The sequence below is a fragment of the Bacillus sp. FSL K6-2944 genome (assembly GCF_038005385.1).
Lineage (GTDB): Bacteria > Bacillota > Bacilli > Bacillales > Bacillaceae_G > Bacillus_A > Bacillus_A cereus.
In genome coordinates this window covers 2,955,594-2,972,781 of sequence record NZ_JBBOTE010000001.1, presented here as the reverse complement: position 1 = coordinate 2,972,781, position 17,188 = coordinate 2,955,594, and the positions used below count along the sequence as shown (strand labels likewise).

Sequence of the window (17,188 nt, the reverse complement as noted above, 5' to 3'; positions counted from 1 at the left end):
ATAAAGTGTTAAAAAAACAAACAGTTTGGTTATTAACGATGTTAAGTTTAGTTGTTGTACTATCTGTGTATTACGTGACAACTCCTGACAAAATGAATACAGCATCGCCGGCAACAGGTGAAAAGATTGGACAAGAAAAACAAGGTACTGATAAAGCAGTAACAAACGAAGCGCCTAAAGAAACTCCGAAAAAAGAAAATACAAGCAAGGAAACAACAAATAAAGAAACAGACAAAAAAGAAAATGCAAAAAAAGAAACAAGTAAAAAAGAGGGCAATGTATCAGTTCAATCAAGTGATGAGAATTTCACAGCTTTACGTATGCAAATGGAAGATCAGCGTAGTGAACAAAAAGCAAAATTACAAGAAGTGATGAGTTCAACAAAAGCTTCAGCAACAGAAAAGAATAAAGCGAAAGAAAATTTTGATGCCATTACGACAATGGAAACGAAGCAAGAATTACTTGAGACAGTAATTAAATCTCAAGGAGGATATCCAGATGCTCTTGTAAGAGCTGATGGCACTGATATTAGAGTAACGGTTAAAGCGGCAAAACATTCACAGAAAGAAGCAAATAAAATTATTCAACTTGTAAGAAGTGAAGGCGGATCAAAAGATGTAGGTGTGAAATTTGATCCACCAGCGAAATAAGTGAAACTTTAATCCGTAGGGATTTCCCTGCGGATTATTATCTTTTACTAAGCAAAGGGTATGCAAATAGTAAAATAGAGTATGTAAGTAAATGTGTGAATAGAAAAAAGCTATCATTTTCGATAGCTTTTTTCTATGTCGTCTTTGTAATTATTTTTACTATGTTCAACTCGGAATGGAGAAACACGTTGTGAGTAAAAGATTAATGGTTCATGGTACTGATGATTACTTTTTCCGGATTTGACGTGGATGAAAAGAACGCATGCCCAAACGATTACGGCAGGTAAAAAGAGAATGAGCCATATCATATTTCCACACCTCAACACAATATATTTTCTACACTTTGAACATACTATTCTTATATGAAGGAATGATGAACGGCGTGTAAACAAAAAAATAATATTTGGTAAAAATATGTTATTGACTATAGGTGTGGTGAAGAGTGAGGAGGGAATGGCATGTTTGCTTTGTAACGTTTTGCAAAAGTAGTGAATGTTTTTTAAGAAGTGGTCTTGCCAATTTCATGTGAAACTTGGTATTATTACTAGGTATTAAATTTTTATTGGAATAATATTTTTACAGGAATTTCGATTTATTATAAAGAAATATAAATTGGAATGTTTAAAAAATTTATCGTAAGATGGAAATAGTAAATATTTCTATTAGTTAATGAAATATATTTTCTAATAGAGTACATCGTATTTTTACAGTCAATCTAGTTTTCGTGACGAGAATCTGTAAAAACGGGACAAACAAGAGTATGGGAGTGGATTTTACATGTTTAAAATTCAAGAAGTTCGTGAATTAATTAAATTAATTGATAGCTCTAATATTGATGAATTTGAATACAAAAAAGACGGTACAACAATCAAAATGAAAAAGCGTGGTAATGAAGTTGTTGCTGTGCAAGCACCTGCAGCAAAACAAGCTATGCAACCAGTAGCGCCTGTTGAAGTTGAAACGACAGTAGCAGCAGCGCAAGCAGAAGTGCCAAAACAAGAAGAGAAGAAGGTTGTTCAAAATGAAAACCTACATAAAATCACATCACCGATGGTAGGTACATTCTATTCTTCTTCTTCGCCTGATACACCTCCATATGTAAGTGTTGGGGATAGAGTATCGAAAGATTCTATCGTATGTATTGTCGAGGCTATGAAGTTATTTAACGAAATTGATGCTGATGTAGAGGGCGAAATTGTTGAAATTCTTGTTAATAACGGACAGCTTGTTGAATATGGACAACCGCTATTTCTTGTAAAAGCGTAATAAGGGAGTCTTTGTGATGATAAAAAAAGTATTAATAGCCAATCGTGGGGAAATTGCTGTACGAATTATTCGTGCTTGTAAAGAAATGGATATTGAAACAGTTGCAATTTATTCAGAAGCAGATAAAGAGTCACTTCACGTACAGATTGCAGACGAGGCGTATTGTGTAGGACCAACGATTTCGAAAGAAAGCTATTTAAATTTGACAAACATTATTAGCGTTGCGAAGTTAACAGGCTGCGATGCTATTCATCCGGGATACGGATTTTTAGCAGAGAATGCAGATTTCGCAGAGTTATGCCGTGAATGTAACTTGATTTTTATCGGTCCAAGTCCAGAAGCTATTTCAAAGATGGGCACAAAAGACGTTGCTCGTGATACAATGAAAGAAGCAGGGGTTCCGATTGTACCAGGTTCACAAGGGATTATTAAAAATACCGAAGAAGCGATTGAGCTTGCTAATCAAATTGGATATCCAGTTATTATTAAAGCGACTGCAGGTGGCGGTGGAAAAGGTATTCGTGTTGCACGCCATGAAGAAGAGCTTATAAAAGGAATTCAAATTACACAGCAAGAAGCTAGTACCGCTTTTGGGAACCCTGGTGTATACTTAGAAAAGTACGTTGAAGATTTCCGCCATGTTGAGATTCAAATAATGGCAGATACACACGGAAATGCCATTCATTTAGGAGAGCGTGATTGTACAATTCAGCGCCGTTTGCAAAAACTATTAGAAGAAAGTCCATCACCTGCACTTGATGAAGAGATTCGCAAGCAGATGGGTGAAGCGGCAGTTAAAGCGGCGGTAGCGGTTGATTATACAGGTGCTGGTACGGTTGAGTTTATTTATGAATATAAAACGAAAACCTTTTACTTCATGGAGATGAATACGAGAATTCAGGTTGAGCATCCGGTTACTGAAATGGTAACAGGAATGGACTTAATTAAAGAACAAATTCTTGTTGCTTCAGGAGAAAAGTTATCGTTACAGCAAGAAGAAGTACAATTTAATGGTTGGGCAATTGAATGTCGAATTAATGCGGAAAACCCTGCCAAAAAATTTATGCCATCTCCAGGTAAAGTAGAAATGTACTTACCACCAGGAGGATTTGGTATTCGCGTCGATTCAGCTGTATATCCGGGATATTCAATCCCACCTTTCTATGATTCGATGGTTGCTAAATTAATTGTTCACGGAAAAACACGTGAAGAGGCAATTGCAAAAATGAAGCGCGCACTTAGTGAATTTGTCATTGAAGGCGTACATACAACAATCCCGTTCCATTTGCAATTGCTAGATCATCCTGATTTTGTAAAAGGTGAGTTTAATACGAAATTTTTGGAAGAGCATGAACTTGTGACGCAGTGATACATTAAAGGAGGTTTTTTTCATGGCTGAACATATGTTAGATATGGGTCAAGATACAACTCTTGGTAAAGTAGAAATTGCACCAGAAGTAATTGAAGTAATTGCAGGTATTGCAGCTGCTGAAGTAGAAGGTGTAGCGGCAATGCGCGGTAATTTTGCTACAGATGTTGTTGAGAAGTTAGGTAAGAAAAATCATGGTAAAGGTGTAAAGGTTGAATTAGCAAACGAAGATATTATCGTTGACCTTTATGTTGTAATGTATTTTGGTGTAGCAATTCCAGTTGTTGCACAAAAGATTCAAGACAATATTCGCCAAGCACTCTTTACAATGACAGGACTTGAGCCAAAAGAAGTGAATGTTCACATCGTTGGCGTAACATTCGAAACACAAAAAACAGAAATCGAACCAGTGTAAGAATGAAAAGGTGCCTAGTAACATAGGCATCTTTTTTATCGTTTCATTTCTTCACAAATTACAACCCTCTAATTATTATACTATTTCAAAAAATAAGAAATAAACAAGAAAATGTGTCGTTTTTCCAAAAAACGTACATTGTGATAAGATATGGAACTTGAAGTTAATCTTTTTATTATTTTTCAGCCTTGTAACCCGTGTGTGAAACGATAAATTGTGTTATTATCATTGTATTATAAGGTTGGAAAATCAATGAAAACTGTAAGAGTAAGTGAATTGACGGCTTATAAATTATAATAATATAACAAAGTATAAGGAAAGACTTGAAGCATAAAGGAGAGTTACAATGAAACGTAGGACGGCTAGAGAAAGAGCAATGCAAGCATTATACCAAATGGATATTACAGGTGAATTAGAACCGAAAGTAGCAGTGGAAAACACGCTAGATGAAGGCGAAGAAACAAATGAGTTTCTAGAGTCACTTGTAGTAGGTTTTGTAGAAAATAAAGAAGCAATCGATGAAGCGATTCGTCAAAATTTAAAAAAGTGGAAGCTTGAGCGTATTAGTATTGTTGATCGCAGTATTTTACGTGTAGCTGTGTATGAAATGAAATACATGGAAGAAATTCCACACAACGTAACAATTAACGAAGCAATTGAAATTGCTAAAACATTTGGGGATGAGGAATCTCGTCGTTTTATTAACGGCGTTTTATCTAATATAAAAGATACACTGTAAATTCTTTAAGGGGGAATCTTAAAATGGTAGCAGTAATCATCAAAGGAAATGAAGTTGCGGAGAAAAAACGAGCACAATTAACAGAAGAAGTTGTGAAGTTGAAAGAGCAAGGTATTGTACCAGGATTAGCAGTTATTTTAGTTGGAGAAGATCCAGCATCTCGTTCTTATGTGAAAGGAAAAGAAAAAGGCTGTGAACAAGTAGGGATTTACTCAGAGCTAATTGAACTTCCTGAAACAATTACTGAGGAACGTTTGCTTGCTGAAATCGATCGCTTAAATGGCGATGACCGTATTAATGGCATATTAGTGCAATTACCTTTACCAAAACATATTGAAGAAAAAGCTATCATTGAAAGAATTTCACCAGAAAAGGATGTAGACGGATTTCACCCAATCAGCGTGGGACGTATGATGACGGGACAAGATACATTCCTTCCATGTACACCGCATGGTATTGTAGAATTAGTAAAAGAAACAAATCTTGATATTTCTGGAAAACATGTAGTAGTAATTGGAAGAAGTAATATTGTCGGTAAACCAGTGGGGCAATTGTTTTTAAATGAAAATGCTACTGTCACATATTGTCATTCTAAGACGCAAAATATGAAAGAGTTATCGAAGTTAGCTGATATTTTAATCGTAGCTGTTGGACGACCTAAAATGATAACAGCGGATTATATTAAAGAAGGGGCGGTTGTAATTGACGTTGGTGTTAACCGTTTAGAAACAGGAAAACTTTGTGGTGATGTTGACTTTGACAACGTGTTAGATGTTGCGGGTTACATTACACCTGTGCCAAAGGGTGTTGGTCCAATGACAATCACAATGCTTCTTCATAATACTGTTGAATCTGCCAAACGTGCAGGTGTCGTTTGTAAATAATTTGAGTCGGCTATGAGGAGAGAGAAATGGAGAAGCAATATTTAACCGTTACAGCGTTAACACGCTATATAAAAACAAAAATAGAATATGATCCGCATTTGCAGTCTGTTTGGTTAAAAGGTGAAATTTCCAACTTTAAAAATCATAGCCGTGGCCACATGTATTTTACATTGAAAGATGAAAATGCAAGAATCGCAGCGGTTATGTTTGCGGGCCATAATCGTAATATTAAATTCAAACCTGAAAATGGGATGAAGGTACTCGTGAAAGGAAAAATCTCTGTTTACGAGGCGAGTGGTTCTTATCAAATTTATATTCAAGACATGCAGCCTGACGGAGTCGGAAATTTACATTTAGCGTACGAACAGTTAAAAGTTCGTTTAGAAGAGGAAGGACTTTTTTCTCAAGTTTATAAAAAAGCGATTCCTCCTTACGCTAAAACAATAGGTGTGATTACGTCGCCAACAGGAGCAGCGATTCGTGATATTATAACAACGATTAAACGTCGTTATCCAATTGGGAATGTTATTGTATTTCCGGTACTTGTACAAGGGGAGTCAGCGGCTCCCTCGATTGTACAAGCGATTCGTACAGCGAATGAAATGGGAGAGATAGATGTACTAATCGTTGGTCGTGGTGGAGGTTCTATTGAGGAATTATGGGCTTTCAATGAGGAAATGGTTGCAAGAGCAATCTTTAAGAGTGAAATTCCTATTATTTCGGCAGTAGGCCATGAAACAGATTTTACAATTGCAGATTTTGTTGCAGATTTACGCGCGCCAACACCGACCGCAGCAGCTGAGCTGGCAGCACCTAATATTATAGAGTTACAAGAAAAGGTATTACAAAGAACTCTGAGATTGCAAAGAGCGATGAGAGAGTTAGTACATAAAAAAGAAGAAAAACTACAAGTGTTGCAAAAATCGTATGCGTTCCGTTATCCAAGACAAGTATATGAGCAAAAGGAAGAGCAATTAGATAGAGCGCTAGAACAGCTTGTTTTAGCGAAAGAGCGCTATATTGATAAAAAGGTGAATCAGTTAAAGCAACTTTCATTTTATTTAGAGAAGCACCACCCATCTCAAAAAATTATGCAAACGAAGGTAGCTGTGGAAACGTTGCAAAAGCAATTACAACGTGAAATGCAAACGTTACTTCAAACGAAAGAATTTGCCTTTGTAAGAGCTGCTCAAAAACTTGAAGCATTAAGTCCGCTTAAAGTAATGATGAGAGGGTACGGGCTTGTATATGATGAAGAGAAGCAAGTGTTAAAAAGTGTGAAAGATGTAAGCCTTGGAGATGCTGTTTCAGTTCAATTACAAGATGGAATACTAGATTGTAGCGTATCAGGCATAGAGGAGCGTGAATTGAATAATGGAAAATAAATTAAGCTTTGAAGAGGCAATTTCGCAACTTGAGCATCTTGTTTCTAAGCTAGAACAAGGTGACGTACCTTTAGAAGAAGCGATTTCTTATTTTAAAGAAGGTATGGAATTATCTAAGCTTTGTGATGAGAAGCTGAAGAATGTACAAGAACAAATGGCAGTTATTCTTGGGGAAGATGGAGAGCTTGAACCGTTTACTGCTTTAGGAGATGAAGCATAGTGACGATTGCTTTTGATACTTTTTTGAAAGAAAGTAAAACTTTCGTAGAAGAAAAACTTGTAAGCTATGCAAATGGATTACAATGTCCAAATGTACTTCGTGAAGCGATGGCATATTCTTTGGAAGCGGGTGGAAAACGTCTCCGCCCGTTACTTTTGTTTGCAACATTACAAGCGTTTGGGAAAGAAAGAAATCTTGGAGTAGGTGCAGCTTGTGCTCTTGAAATGATTCATACATATTCGTTAGTTCATGATGATTTACCTTGTATGGATGATGATGATTTAAGAAGAGGAAAGCCCACAAATCACAAAGTATTTGGTGAAGCGATGGCAGTTTTAGCAGGAGATGGCTTATTGACATATGCTTTTCAAGTTATTATGGCATATGAGCAAAAAGAAATTTCTGCTGAAAAAAAAGTAAGACTTGTACTTGAACTCGCAAAAGCAGCAGGACCAGAAGGAATGGTTGGCGGACAAGTGGCAGATATGGAAGCGGAAGGGAAACGCCTTACGATTGATGAATTGGAGTACATCCATAAACATAAGACCGGAAAACTACTTGAATTTGCTGTACTTGCGGGTGCGATACTTTCTGATGCGACAGAAGAGCAAGAAGAAAAGTTGCTTACGTTTGCCAAATATATCGGTCTAGCTTTCCAAATTCGAGATGATATTTTAGATGTGGAAGGAACTGAAGAAGAGATTGGAAAACCGATTGGTAGCGATCTTTCTAATGAAAAGAGCACATATACGACGTTGTTTACTGTAGATAGAGCAAAGGAGATTTTAGAAGAAACAATTGCAGAAGCAAAAGGTGCGATTAGCTCCTTGCAATTACAAGATGAATATTTACTATCTATTTGCGATTTGATTGCAAAACGTAATAACTAATATAACAGCGTTTTCATTTGTTGAGTCATTCATCATTTTATGATATAAATGTAGGAAAAGGTTTTTCTTTTCTTGTTATTGGCAAAAATATATGTAGATTACATTGCCGTTATCACTTCGTGTTAGCGGCTATTTTTTTCATCGCCTAAAGAAATATGGTTTATAATAGGATTAAGGCGCAATAGACTGGTTAATAGCGGGACAAGACGAAAAATAGAAAAGAGAATTTCTTGTTTTGTGTAAATGTTTTTTATAATATTTGACATGTTGACAGATTATGAAATGAAAGTGAGTGATCCGTGTGGATCTAACGCAAATTCAAAACCCTAGTTTTTTGAAAGATATGTCTATCAGTGAACTAGAGGGATTGAGTGAGGATATTCGTAAGTTTTTAATTGAAGAGCTCTCTCAAACAGGTGGACATATTGCACCTAATTTAGGTGTAGTAGAACTCACAATTGCTCTGCATAAATTATTTGATAGCCCGCAAGATAAATTTTTATGGGATGTAGGACATCAATCCTATGTACATAAAATTTTAACTGGACGCGCGAAAGAGTTTGGTACATTAAGGCAATATCAAGGTCTATGTGGTTTCCCGAAACGTTGTGAGAGTGAGCACGATGTATGGGAAACTGGTCATAGTTCGACTTCGTTATCGGCTGCAATGGGAATGGCTCTGGCACGTGATTTAAAGAAAACGAAAGAATATGTTATACCAATTATTGGAGATGGTGCTTTAACAGGCGGAATGGCTTTAGAGGCATTGAACCATATTGGACATGAAAAAACAGACATGATTGTTATTTTGAATGATAATGAAATGTCAATTGCACCAAACGTTGGTGCGCTTCATAATGTGCTCGGTCGTTTACGTACCGCAGGAAAATATCACTGGGTAAAAGATGAATTAGAGTATATATTAAAGAAAATCCCAGCAGTTGGCGGGAAAGTGGCTGCGACAGCAGAGAAAATAAAAGATAGTCTTAAATATTTACTAGTATCTGGTGTCTTTTTCGAAGAGTTAGGCTTTACATATTTAGGTCCAGTCGATGGGCATGATTATGAAAAGTTATTCGAAACGTTGCAATATGCAAAGAAAACAAAAGGCCCAGTACTCGTTCATGTTATTACGAAAAAAGGAAAAGGTTATAAACCGGCTGAGAGTGACGTTATTGGAACTTGGCATGGAACAGGACCTTATAAAATTGAATCAGGTGACTTCGTTAAGCCGAAAGAAGTTGCACCAGCATGGAGTGCTGTCGTTAGTGAAACAGTACTTAAGCTAGCGAGAGCAGATGAGCGTATCGTAGCAATTACACCTGCAATGCCTGTTGGATCAAAACTTGAGAAATTCCAAAAAGAATTCCCAGATCGTATGATTGATGTAGGTATTGCAGAACAGCATGCTACAACAATGGCAGCAGGTATGGCAACGCAAGGAATGAAGCCATTCTTAGCGATTTATTCAACATTTTTACAAAGAGCATATGACCAAGTTGTTCATGATATATGCCGCCAAAATTTAAATGTTTTCATCGGAATAGATCGTTCGGGATTAGTAGGAGCAGATGGTGAAACGCATCAAGGCGTATTTGATATCTCATTCTTACGTCACTTGCCGAATATGGTGCTTATGATGCCGAAAGATGAAAATGAAGGGCAACATTTAGTTTATACGGCGATGCAATATGAAGATGGACCAATCGCATTGCGTTATGCGCGCGGTAATGGACTTGGCGTTCATATGGATGAAGAATTAAAGGCGATTCCAATCGGTACGTGGGAGACGTTAAAAGAGGGTACACAAGCAGCTATTTTAACGTTTGGTACGACAATACCAATGGCAATGGAAGCAGCTGAGCGTCTTGAAAAAGCTGGGGTTTCAGTGAAAGTAGTGAATGCTCGCTTTATTAAACCAATGGATGAAGCATATTTGCATGATCTTCTAGGAAAGAATATACCGATTTTAACGATTGAAGAAGCTTGTTTAATCGGTGGTTTTGGAACAGGAGTAGTTGAATTTGCATCTGAAAATGGTTACCATAGTGCATTAGTTGAACGAATGGGTATTCCAGATCGCTTCATAGAGCACGGAAGTGTAACAAAATTATTAGAAGAAATTGGTTTAACGACAGATGCTGTTGTAGACCGTATTCATACAATGATTCCATCAAAACAAAAAAGGGCGTAACAAATGAGCGTAAAAAAAGAAAGAGTAGATGTACTATTAGTAGAGCGAGGACTTATAGAAACGCGTGAGAAAGCAAAGCGCGCCATTATGGCCGGACTCGTATATGCAAATGAGATGAGACTTGATAAGCCAGGAGAGAAAATCTCGCAAGATACTGAGATTACGGTGAAGGGACAAGTTATGCCGTATGTAAGTCGTGGTGGTTATAAACTTGAAAAGGCATTAGAGACATTTCATCTTGATTTACAAGATAAAGTTATGATAGATATTGGTTCATCAACTGGTGGCTTTACAGATTGCGCGCTTCAAAATGGAGCGAAATTATCTTATGCATTAGATGTAGGATACAATCAACTAGCGTGGAAATTACGTCAAGATGAGCGTGTTGTTGTAATGGAACGAACAAACTTCCGTTACGTGACACCAGCAGACTTAGAACGTGGTTTACCTCAATTTGCAAGTATTGATGTTTCATTTATATCATTGAAGCTTATACTGCCAGTTTTAAAAACAATGCTTATGCCTAACGGAGATGTAGCAGCGTTAATTAAACCGCAGTTTGAAGCTGGAAGAGAGCAAGTTGGGAAAAAAGGTATCGTTCGTGATAGAAAAGTACATGAAGCTGTTGTAGAAATGATTGTCGAGTTTGCTTTAAAAGAAGGCTATGATGTGGAAGGTTTAACATTCTCACCAATTACGGGTGGGGATGGTAATATTGAATTTTTAATTCATCTGAAATGGCATGGTGAACGTGAGAATGGCGAAAATCATTCTCCGATTTCTATAGAGCAAGTTGTTACAGAAGCGCATGAAGTTCTAAAACAAAAAGGGAAAGGGGAATAACATATGTTGTTCCTCTTTTTGCTGTAATTGTATAATGATTGTAAAAACAATTGTGTACAAGAAACGAATTATAAGTTAACATAAATAAGTGAAGTATACCAATGTTTAAACTATGGTAAGAGATAGTGTGAGGTGCAAATGTATGAATAAAGGTCAGCGCCATATTAAAATCAGGGAAATTATTGCAAACAAAGAAATTGAAACACAAGATGAATTAGTTGATATTTTACGTAATGAGGGATTTAATGTAACGCAAGCAACAGTATCGCGCGATATTAAAGAACTGCACTTAGTGAAGGTGCCATTACATGATGGGCGCTATAAATATAGCTTGCCAGCAGATCAACGATTTAACCCGTTACAAAAATTAAAACGAAATCTAGTGGATTCATTTGTAAAATTAGACACGGCAGGACATATGCTTGTGCTAAAAACATTGCCTGGTAACGCTCATTCACTTGGAGCACTTATTGATCATTTAGAGTGGGATGAGATCATCGGAACCATCTGTGGTGATGATACTTGCTTAATTATTTGCCGTACACCTGACGATACAGGTGTTGTCTCTGATCGTTTCTTAAATATGTTGTAACAAAAAATCTTGTTTGCTTTCCATCGTAAAGTGGAAAGTGAACAAGATATTTTTATTGGTTAAAAATATGAATTTTCAATTGTAATATAATATTTTGTTTGCATAAAGTTAGAAAATAGATGGATTGACCCGTAAAACAAATGTTTGGTACAATGAAGCGGGTTAGAAGAGTATATACATACAAATATATAGCATGATTATTTGAATGAAGAACTGAGAAAATCCTTTAGTAAGGGATTATTTTATAACGAGGTGAATGGGGCATTGTTATCGGAATTATCGATTAGAAACTTTGCTATTATTGAAGCATTAAATATTTCTTTTCAAAAAGGTTTAACGGTTTTAAGCGGTGAAACAGGGGCCGGAAAATCGATTATTATTGATGCAATTAGTTTACTTGTAGGTGGCCGTGGGTCAGCAGAATTTGTTCGATATGGAACAGAGAAGGCTGAGATTGAAGGGCTATTTTATGTTGAAGATGAGAAGCATCCATGTATTGAAAAGGCAGAAGAGTTAGATATAGAAATAGAAGATGGCATGATTATTTTAAAGCGTGATATTGCTGCGAACGGGAAGAGTGTATGTCGTGTAAATGGGAAGCTTGTTACACTTAGCATATTAAAAGAAATTGGGAAAACACTTGTTGATATTCATGGACAGCACGAAACGCAAGATTTAATGAATGAAGAACGACATCTGTTTATGCTTGATCACTTTGATGGGGATCGAATCGTTAAACAATTAGACATATATCAAAACGTATACGCTGACTATGAAAAATTAAAAAAACAATTGAAATCGTTAAGTGAAAATGAGCAACAAATGGCACATCGCTTAGATTTAATTCAATTTCAGCATGAAGAAATTCGCAAGGCGGATTTAAAGATGGATGAAGAAAATGAATTAACTGAGGAACGATTGCAAATTTCTAATTTTGAAAAGATTTATAAAGCGTTAGGTGATGCATATCGTTCGTTAAGTGCCGACGGACAAGGGTTAGATAATGTAAGAAGTGCAATGGGGCAAATGGAAAGTATTACACATTTAGATGAAGTGTATCAGGAGAATCATGATTCAATTGCAAATAGCTATTACTTATTAGAAGAGGTTGCCTATCAACTGAGAGAAAAGCTCGATATGATGGAATATGATCCAAATCGTTTAGATGAAATCGAAACACGTTTGAATGAAATTCGTATGCTAAAGAGAAAATATGGAAATACTGTAGAAGAGATTTTAGCGTATGCTGATAAAATTGAACAGGAAATTTTTACGATTGAAAATAAAGACGTTCATATTGAAACGACGAAGAAACAGTTGAAGGAATTAGAAAGTGTTATTCTGAAAGAAGCAACGTTGTTAAGTAATATGCGTCATGAGCTTGCAGAACACCTTACAAATGCAATTCATCAGGAATTAAAAGAATTATATATGGAAAAAACGAAATTTGAAGTGAGAATTATGAAGAGAGAAGGAAATGTAGAAGAGCCCCTTGTGGAAGGTGCGCCGGTAAGACTTACGGCGGATGGTTACGATCATGTGGAATTTTATATTTCAACGAACCCAGGAGAGCCGCTAAAACCACTTTCAAAGGTTGCATCTGGCGGAGAGTTATCTCGTATCATTTTAGCTTTAAAAAGCATTTTTTCTAAGCATCAAGGGGTTGCATCTGTTATTTTTGATGAAGTGGATACGGGTGTAAGTGGCCGGGTCGCACAGGCTATTGCGGAAAAAATTTATCGAGTATCAGTAAACTCGCAAGTACTTTGTATTACGCACTTACCTCAAGTAGCTTCAATGGCAGATTCACATTTATTTATTCGAAAACAAGTAGCGAATGATCGGACAATTACATCGGTTACTGTTTTAACTATGGAGGATAAAGTAACAGAAATAGCTCGAATGATTTCTGGTGTGGAAATCACAGATTTAACGACAGAGCATGCGAAAGAATTACTTACGCAAGCGCATCATTTTAAACAGACAGCAGAGGCTATCCAGTAATGGATAGCTTTTTTTCTCAAATGACGATTTCTTAATTCTTCCGGTTATAAATAAAGCACTGCAAGGAGAGATTAAAAAGTGAAGCCAAGAGGCTGAATGTGGGGTAGGAGCGAGGAGAGTGAACAAGTTGAAATTAGAAAAATTTCGAAAAATAATAGGTCTTTGTCTCCTTGTTTCTTTAGTTTTTATTGGATGTTTTAAACCGCTTCGAACGTTTATTTCATCACCGAAACAACTTGTTGTTTTTGAAGGACAACAATCAGAAATATCATCATTACCAGTTTTCAAAGCTTCATCCACAAATCGTCATGTATTTACAGTGAGTTCGAATGAACAAAAACAAGGACTTATGGTAAATTCTCATCAAAATGGTGAAGCTGATATGGTATTTCAGCTTGCTGGTTTTCCAGTAAAAAAAGTAAATGTGAAAGTGTTAAAAGATTTTAAAGTGATTCCAGGTGGACAATCAATTGGTGTGAAATTAAATACAAAAGGTGTACTTGTTGTAGGCCATCATTTAATTCAAACTGAAAAAGGTAAAATATCTCCTGGTGAAACAGCAGGTGTACAAATTGGAGATATGATTACTGAAATTAATGGTAAAACAATTGAAAGAATGAGTGATGTAGCACCGTTTATTCATAATAGTGGAGAAACAGGTGAACCGCTTAATCTTGTATTGTTAAGAGATGGAAAATATATTCGTACGAAGCTAACTCCACAAAAAGACAACGGTGAATCGTCTTATCGAATTGGCTTGTATATCCGTGATTCGGCAGCTGGAATTGGAACGATGACATTTGTTCATCCAGATTCTATGAAATATGGGGCACTTGGTCATGTTATTTCTGATAATGATACGAAAAAGCCGATTCAAGTCGAAGATGGACAAATTATGCGCTCGACAGTTACATCAATTGAAAGAGGTAGTCATGGGAATCCAGGGGAGAAATTAGCAAGATTCTCACCAGACCGTGAAGTGATTGGCAATATTACAATTAATAGTCCATATGGTATTTTTGGAAAATTAAATACGAATATGAAAAACGGGATAATGGATAAAGCAATGCCTATCGCATTATCTCATCAAGTAAAAGAAGGACCGGCAAAAATATTAACAGTTATTGATCAAGATAAAGTAGAAGCGTTTGATATTGAAGTCGTTAGTACAGTGCAGCAAAAATTCCCAGCCACAAAGGGTATGGTAATAAAAGTAACAGATAAACGTCTATTAGCGAAAACGGGCGGTATCGTACAAGGAATGAGCGGAAGTCCAATTGTACAAAATGGAAAAGTAATTGGTGCTGTTACACATGTATTTGTAAATGATCCAACATCAGGATATGGTGTTCATATTGAATGGATGTTACATCAAGCTGGAATTAATATTTATGATCAAGAGAAAAAAGCGAGCTAATATATATTATTAGCTCGCTTTTTCTGTTGAAAAATTCGTTGAAATTTTGTAAAAGCTCCGCAAGAGGTGTTTTTTGTTGTAAAATAAAAGGAAAGGGTTGAACGTTTCGTTGTATTTCTATGATGGAATGTGTTGCGAAAGGGAATAAATGAACGATAAACATATTTTTTTGTGATTTTATCGGAAAGTAAGAAACTTTAAAAGGGAATTTTCACACAATTGTCGAACAATTCATGTAGCCTAGAAGGATACACATGTCGGAGAATCGATTCGGTAAGGGAGGAAAAGCTGTGGAGAAAATTAAAGTATGTCTTGTGGATGATAATAAAGAACTAGTATCAATGTTAGAGAGCTATGTAGCCGCTCAAGATGATATGGAAGTAATTGGTACTGCTTATAATGGTCAAGAGTGTTTAAACTTATTAACAGATAAGCAACCTGATGTACTCGTTTTAGACATTATTATGCCACACTTAGATGGTTTAGCTGTATTGGAGAAAATGCGACATATTGAAAGGTTAAAACAGCCTAGCGTAATTATGTTGACAGCATTTGGCCAAGAAGATGTGACGAAAAAAGCAGTTGACTTAGGTGCCTCATATTTCATATTAAAACCATTTGATATGGAGAATTTAACGAGTCATATTCGTCAAGTGAGTGGTAAAGCAAACGCTATGATTAAACGTCCACTACCATCATTCCGATCAGCAACAACAGTAGATGGAAAACCGAAAAACTTAGATGCGAGTATTACGAGTATCATTCATGAAATTGGTGTACCCGCTCATATTAAAGGATATATGTATTTACGAGAAGCAATCTCCATGGTATACAACGATATCGAATTATTAGGATCGATTACGAAAGTATTGTATCCAGATATCGCAAAGAAATATAATACAACAGCAAGCCGTGTGGAGCGCGCAATTCGTCACGCGATTGAAGTAGCTTGGAGCCGTGGGAATATTGATTCTATTTCGTCCTTATTCGGTTATACAGTATCCATGTCAAAAGCAAAACCTACGAACTCTGAGTTTATCGCAATGGTTGCGGATAAGCTGAGACTTGAACATAAAGCTAGCTGAGAGTAGAAGTAGCAATGGGTTTTCGTTTTAGTAAAACCGATGTATGCTGGAACGCTATGCTCGATGTTAATTTTAAAGCCAATAAACTTTTTAATGAAAGACCAATGAATGTTATAATTCGTTGGTCTTTTTATTTTGTTGAGAAAAAGAGATTATTTGATAGTGTGGAAAATAAAACCTATTTTCAGTAATATTACATGTAAGTGAGTTTTTTATAAGGCAATAAAATAGATATAGATAGGGAGAAGGGGAATGGAAAATAAAATTTCAACTTGGCTAGGGATAGTAGCAGCTATGGGAGTTCTTGCTATTGCAGTTACATTTGGAATGTTAGAACTTGCAGATAATCCAGTAGATAAAGAAGTGAGCGCTCAAATAGATAAAAAAGAAGACCAAACAATAGTAGGTAGAGAGGTGGATGGGGTCTTTGTTGATGTGTATGTTACTGAAAATTCTACTGAAAGCGAAGTCATTACAGCGATGCATCGCATGACTCATCAAAAAGTGGTGGCAGAACGAAAATCGGGCTCTATCCCAATGATTCAAAGTAATGCTAAAAAATTAAAAGAAATTATAAATAAGAGTAGCTTTACGAAGAAAAATGAACTTTTAGCAATTGCTGATAGATGGGCGAAAAAAGATTTTAGTAAAATTGTAGAAGATCACAATTATTTCTCGGATGCTCAAGAAGATAGCGTTTGTAAAGTAACTAGAGCAATGGATGCATTAGAAGAGCAACATTATATTTTAACTACATTCGGGGAGGAAAAAGCGAAAGAACTATACGAATCAGGGGATGCTCCGCACGTTCAATAAAAAATAATATAAAGGACTTCTCTAGTTTTTTTATTATCGTGTTTTAAGGACGTAATGGGACTTATAAATAAATGGTCTGCTTTCTTTATGACGTGTAACAAAAAAAGAAAAGATGTGATTCATTATTAAATGATGAAGGAACGGCTAAATCACATCGTAGTACATCTGTTAAAGGATTTTAGTAGGAAAGGCATCCGTGATATAATAGAAAATAATAAAAAGTCCTGCAAAACAGGACTGTATTATTCTTCGTCTTTATTTTGTTTTTCTAATTCAACTAGCTTTTGAATTAAAATGTGCTGCGGCATATGCATGAGTTGTTCAAGTGGAACACCTAGTGCTTTTGATAAGCGGACTGCAGTATCTGGAGAGATTTGTAATGGTCTCATAGAAGTACCTCCTTTTTCGTATAGTATAGC

18 protein-coding genes are annotated in these 17,188 nt (G+C 36.1%); 16 read left to right on the top strand and 2 right to left on the bottom strand.

Annotated elements, in window-relative coordinates:
* Positions 1-5 precede the first annotated feature (5 nt).
* The gene (locus MHH55_RS15005) at positions 6-650 is read left to right on the top strand and encodes a SpoIIIAH-like family protein (RefSeq protein WP_000914710.1); all 645 of its coding nucleotides are present in this window, start codon (positions 6-8) and stop codon (positions 648-650) included.
* Between the two features lie 113 nt (positions 651-763).
* On the opposite strand, the gene MHH55_RS15000 is transcribed toward MHH55_RS15005, so the two are convergent.
* On the bottom strand, positions 764-958 hold the full coding sequence (locus MHH55_RS15000) for a hypothetical protein (RefSeq protein ID WP_002179810.1): 195 nt from the start codon (positions 956-958) through the stop codon (positions 764-766).
* Positions 959-1,427: 469 nt separating this feature from the next.
* Between MHH55_RS15000 and accB the strand changes: the two genes are divergently transcribed.
* The 15 genes from accB (at position 1,428) to MHH55_RS14925 (ending at position 16,769) form a co-directional block, all read left to right on the top strand.
* On the top strand, positions 1,428-1,916 hold the full coding sequence (accB, locus tag MHH55_RS14995; RefSeq protein WP_000472866.1) for an acetyl-CoA carboxylase biotin carboxyl carrier protein: 489 nt from the start codon (positions 1,428-1,430) through the stop codon (positions 1,914-1,916).
* Between the two features lie 16 nt (positions 1,917-1,932).
* Entirely contained in the window at positions 1,933-3,285 is a 1,353-nt protein-coding gene (gene accC, locus MHH55_RS14990; RefSeq protein WP_000592871.1) for an acetyl-CoA carboxylase biotin carboxylase subunit, read from the top strand.
* A 22-nt stretch (positions 3,286-3,307) separates the two neighbouring features.
* Positions 3,308-3,700 (top strand): Asp23/Gls24 family envelope stress response protein, encoded by a 393-nt coding sequence (locus tag MHH55_RS14985; protein ID WP_000807630.1) that lies wholly within the window; start codon positions 3,308-3,310, stop codon positions 3,698-3,700.
* A 346-nt stretch (positions 3,701-4,046) separates the two neighbouring features.
* Positions 4,047-4,439 carry a N utilization substance protein NusB gene (gene nusB / locus MHH55_RS14980; RefSeq protein ID WP_000830247.1) on the top strand — a complete coding sequence of 131 codons (393 nt, stop codon included), beginning with the start codon at positions 4,047-4,049 and terminating at the stop codon, positions 4,437-4,439.
* 23 nt (positions 4,440-4,462) lie between these two features.
* Positions 4,463-5,323 (top strand): bifunctional methylenetetrahydrofolate dehydrogenase/methenyltetrahydrofolate cyclohydrolase FolD, encoded by an 861-nt coding sequence (folD, locus tag MHH55_RS14975; RefSeq protein ID WP_000226732.1) that lies wholly within the window; start codon positions 4,463-4,465, stop codon positions 5,321-5,323.
* Between the two features lie 26 nt (positions 5,324-5,349).
* Positions 5,350-6,708: an exodeoxyribonuclease VII large subunit gene (gene xseA, locus MHH55_RS14970; protein ID WP_000415249.1), complete on the top strand. Its 1,359-nt coding sequence runs from the start codon at positions 5,350-5,352 to the stop codon at positions 6,706-6,708.
* Positions 6,698-6,928, top strand: coding sequence for an exodeoxyribonuclease VII small subunit (gene xseB / locus MHH55_RS14965; protein ID WP_000428423.1), 231 nt, complete (start codon positions 6,698-6,700; stop codon positions 6,926-6,928). The genes xseA and xseB overlap by 11 nt, the downstream gene beginning before the upstream one ends.
* Entirely contained in the window at positions 6,928-7,818 is an 891-nt protein-coding gene (ispA, locus tag MHH55_RS14960; protein ID WP_000150381.1) for a (2E,6E)-farnesyl diphosphate synthase, read from the top strand. The genes xseB and ispA overlap by 1 nt, the downstream gene beginning before the upstream one ends.
* A gap of 301 nt (positions 7,819-8,119) precedes the next feature.
* Positions 8,120-10,012 carry a 1-deoxy-D-xylulose-5-phosphate synthase gene (dxs, locus tag MHH55_RS14955; protein ID WP_000366452.1) on the top strand — a complete coding sequence of 631 codons (1,893 nt, stop codon included), beginning with the start codon at positions 8,120-8,122 and terminating at the stop codon, positions 10,010-10,012.
* 3 nt (positions 10,013-10,015) lie between these two features.
* Positions 10,016-10,855 (top strand): TlyA family rRNA (cytidine-2'-O)-methyltransferase, encoded by an 840-nt coding sequence (locus MHH55_RS14950; RefSeq protein ID WP_000111875.1) that lies wholly within the window; start codon positions 10,016-10,018, stop codon positions 10,853-10,855.
* A 142-nt stretch (positions 10,856-10,997) separates the two neighbouring features.
* A complete protein-coding gene (gene argR, locus MHH55_RS14945; RefSeq protein WP_001032580.1) occupies positions 10,998-11,447 on the top strand; it encodes an arginine repressor ArgR in 450 nt (149 codons plus the stop codon).
* 264 nt (positions 11,448-11,711) lie between these two features.
* Complete coding sequence (gene recN, locus MHH55_RS14940; RefSeq protein WP_000947768.1) at positions 11,712-13,451, top strand: DNA repair protein RecN; 1,740 nt, start codon at positions 11,712-11,714, stop codon at positions 13,449-13,451.
* Between the two features lie 118 nt (positions 13,452-13,569).
* Positions 13,570-14,868, top strand: a complete 1,299-nt coding sequence (gene spoIVB, locus MHH55_RS14935) for a SpoIVB peptidase (protein WP_002000940.1) — start codon at positions 13,570-13,572, stop codon at positions 14,866-14,868.
* 290 nt (positions 14,869-15,158) lie between these two features.
* A complete protein-coding gene (gene spo0A, locus MHH55_RS14930) occupies positions 15,159-15,953 on the top strand; it encodes a sporulation transcription factor Spo0A (protein ID WP_011110369.1) in 795 nt (264 codons plus the stop codon).
* A 252-nt stretch (positions 15,954-16,205) separates the two neighbouring features.
* The gene (locus tag MHH55_RS14925; RefSeq protein WP_000428229.1) at positions 16,206-16,769 is read left to right on the top strand and encodes a PRK06770 family protein; all 564 of its coding nucleotides are present in this window, start codon (positions 16,206-16,208) and stop codon (positions 16,767-16,769) included.
* Between the two features lie 242 nt (positions 16,770-17,011).
* On the opposite strand, the gene MHH55_RS14920 is transcribed toward MHH55_RS14925, so the two are convergent.
* Positions 17,012-17,158: a YycC family protein gene (locus MHH55_RS14920; RefSeq protein ID WP_001247671.1), complete on the bottom strand. Its 147-nt coding sequence runs from the start codon at positions 17,156-17,158 to the stop codon at positions 17,012-17,014.
* Positions 17,159-17,188: the final 30 nt, after the last annotated feature.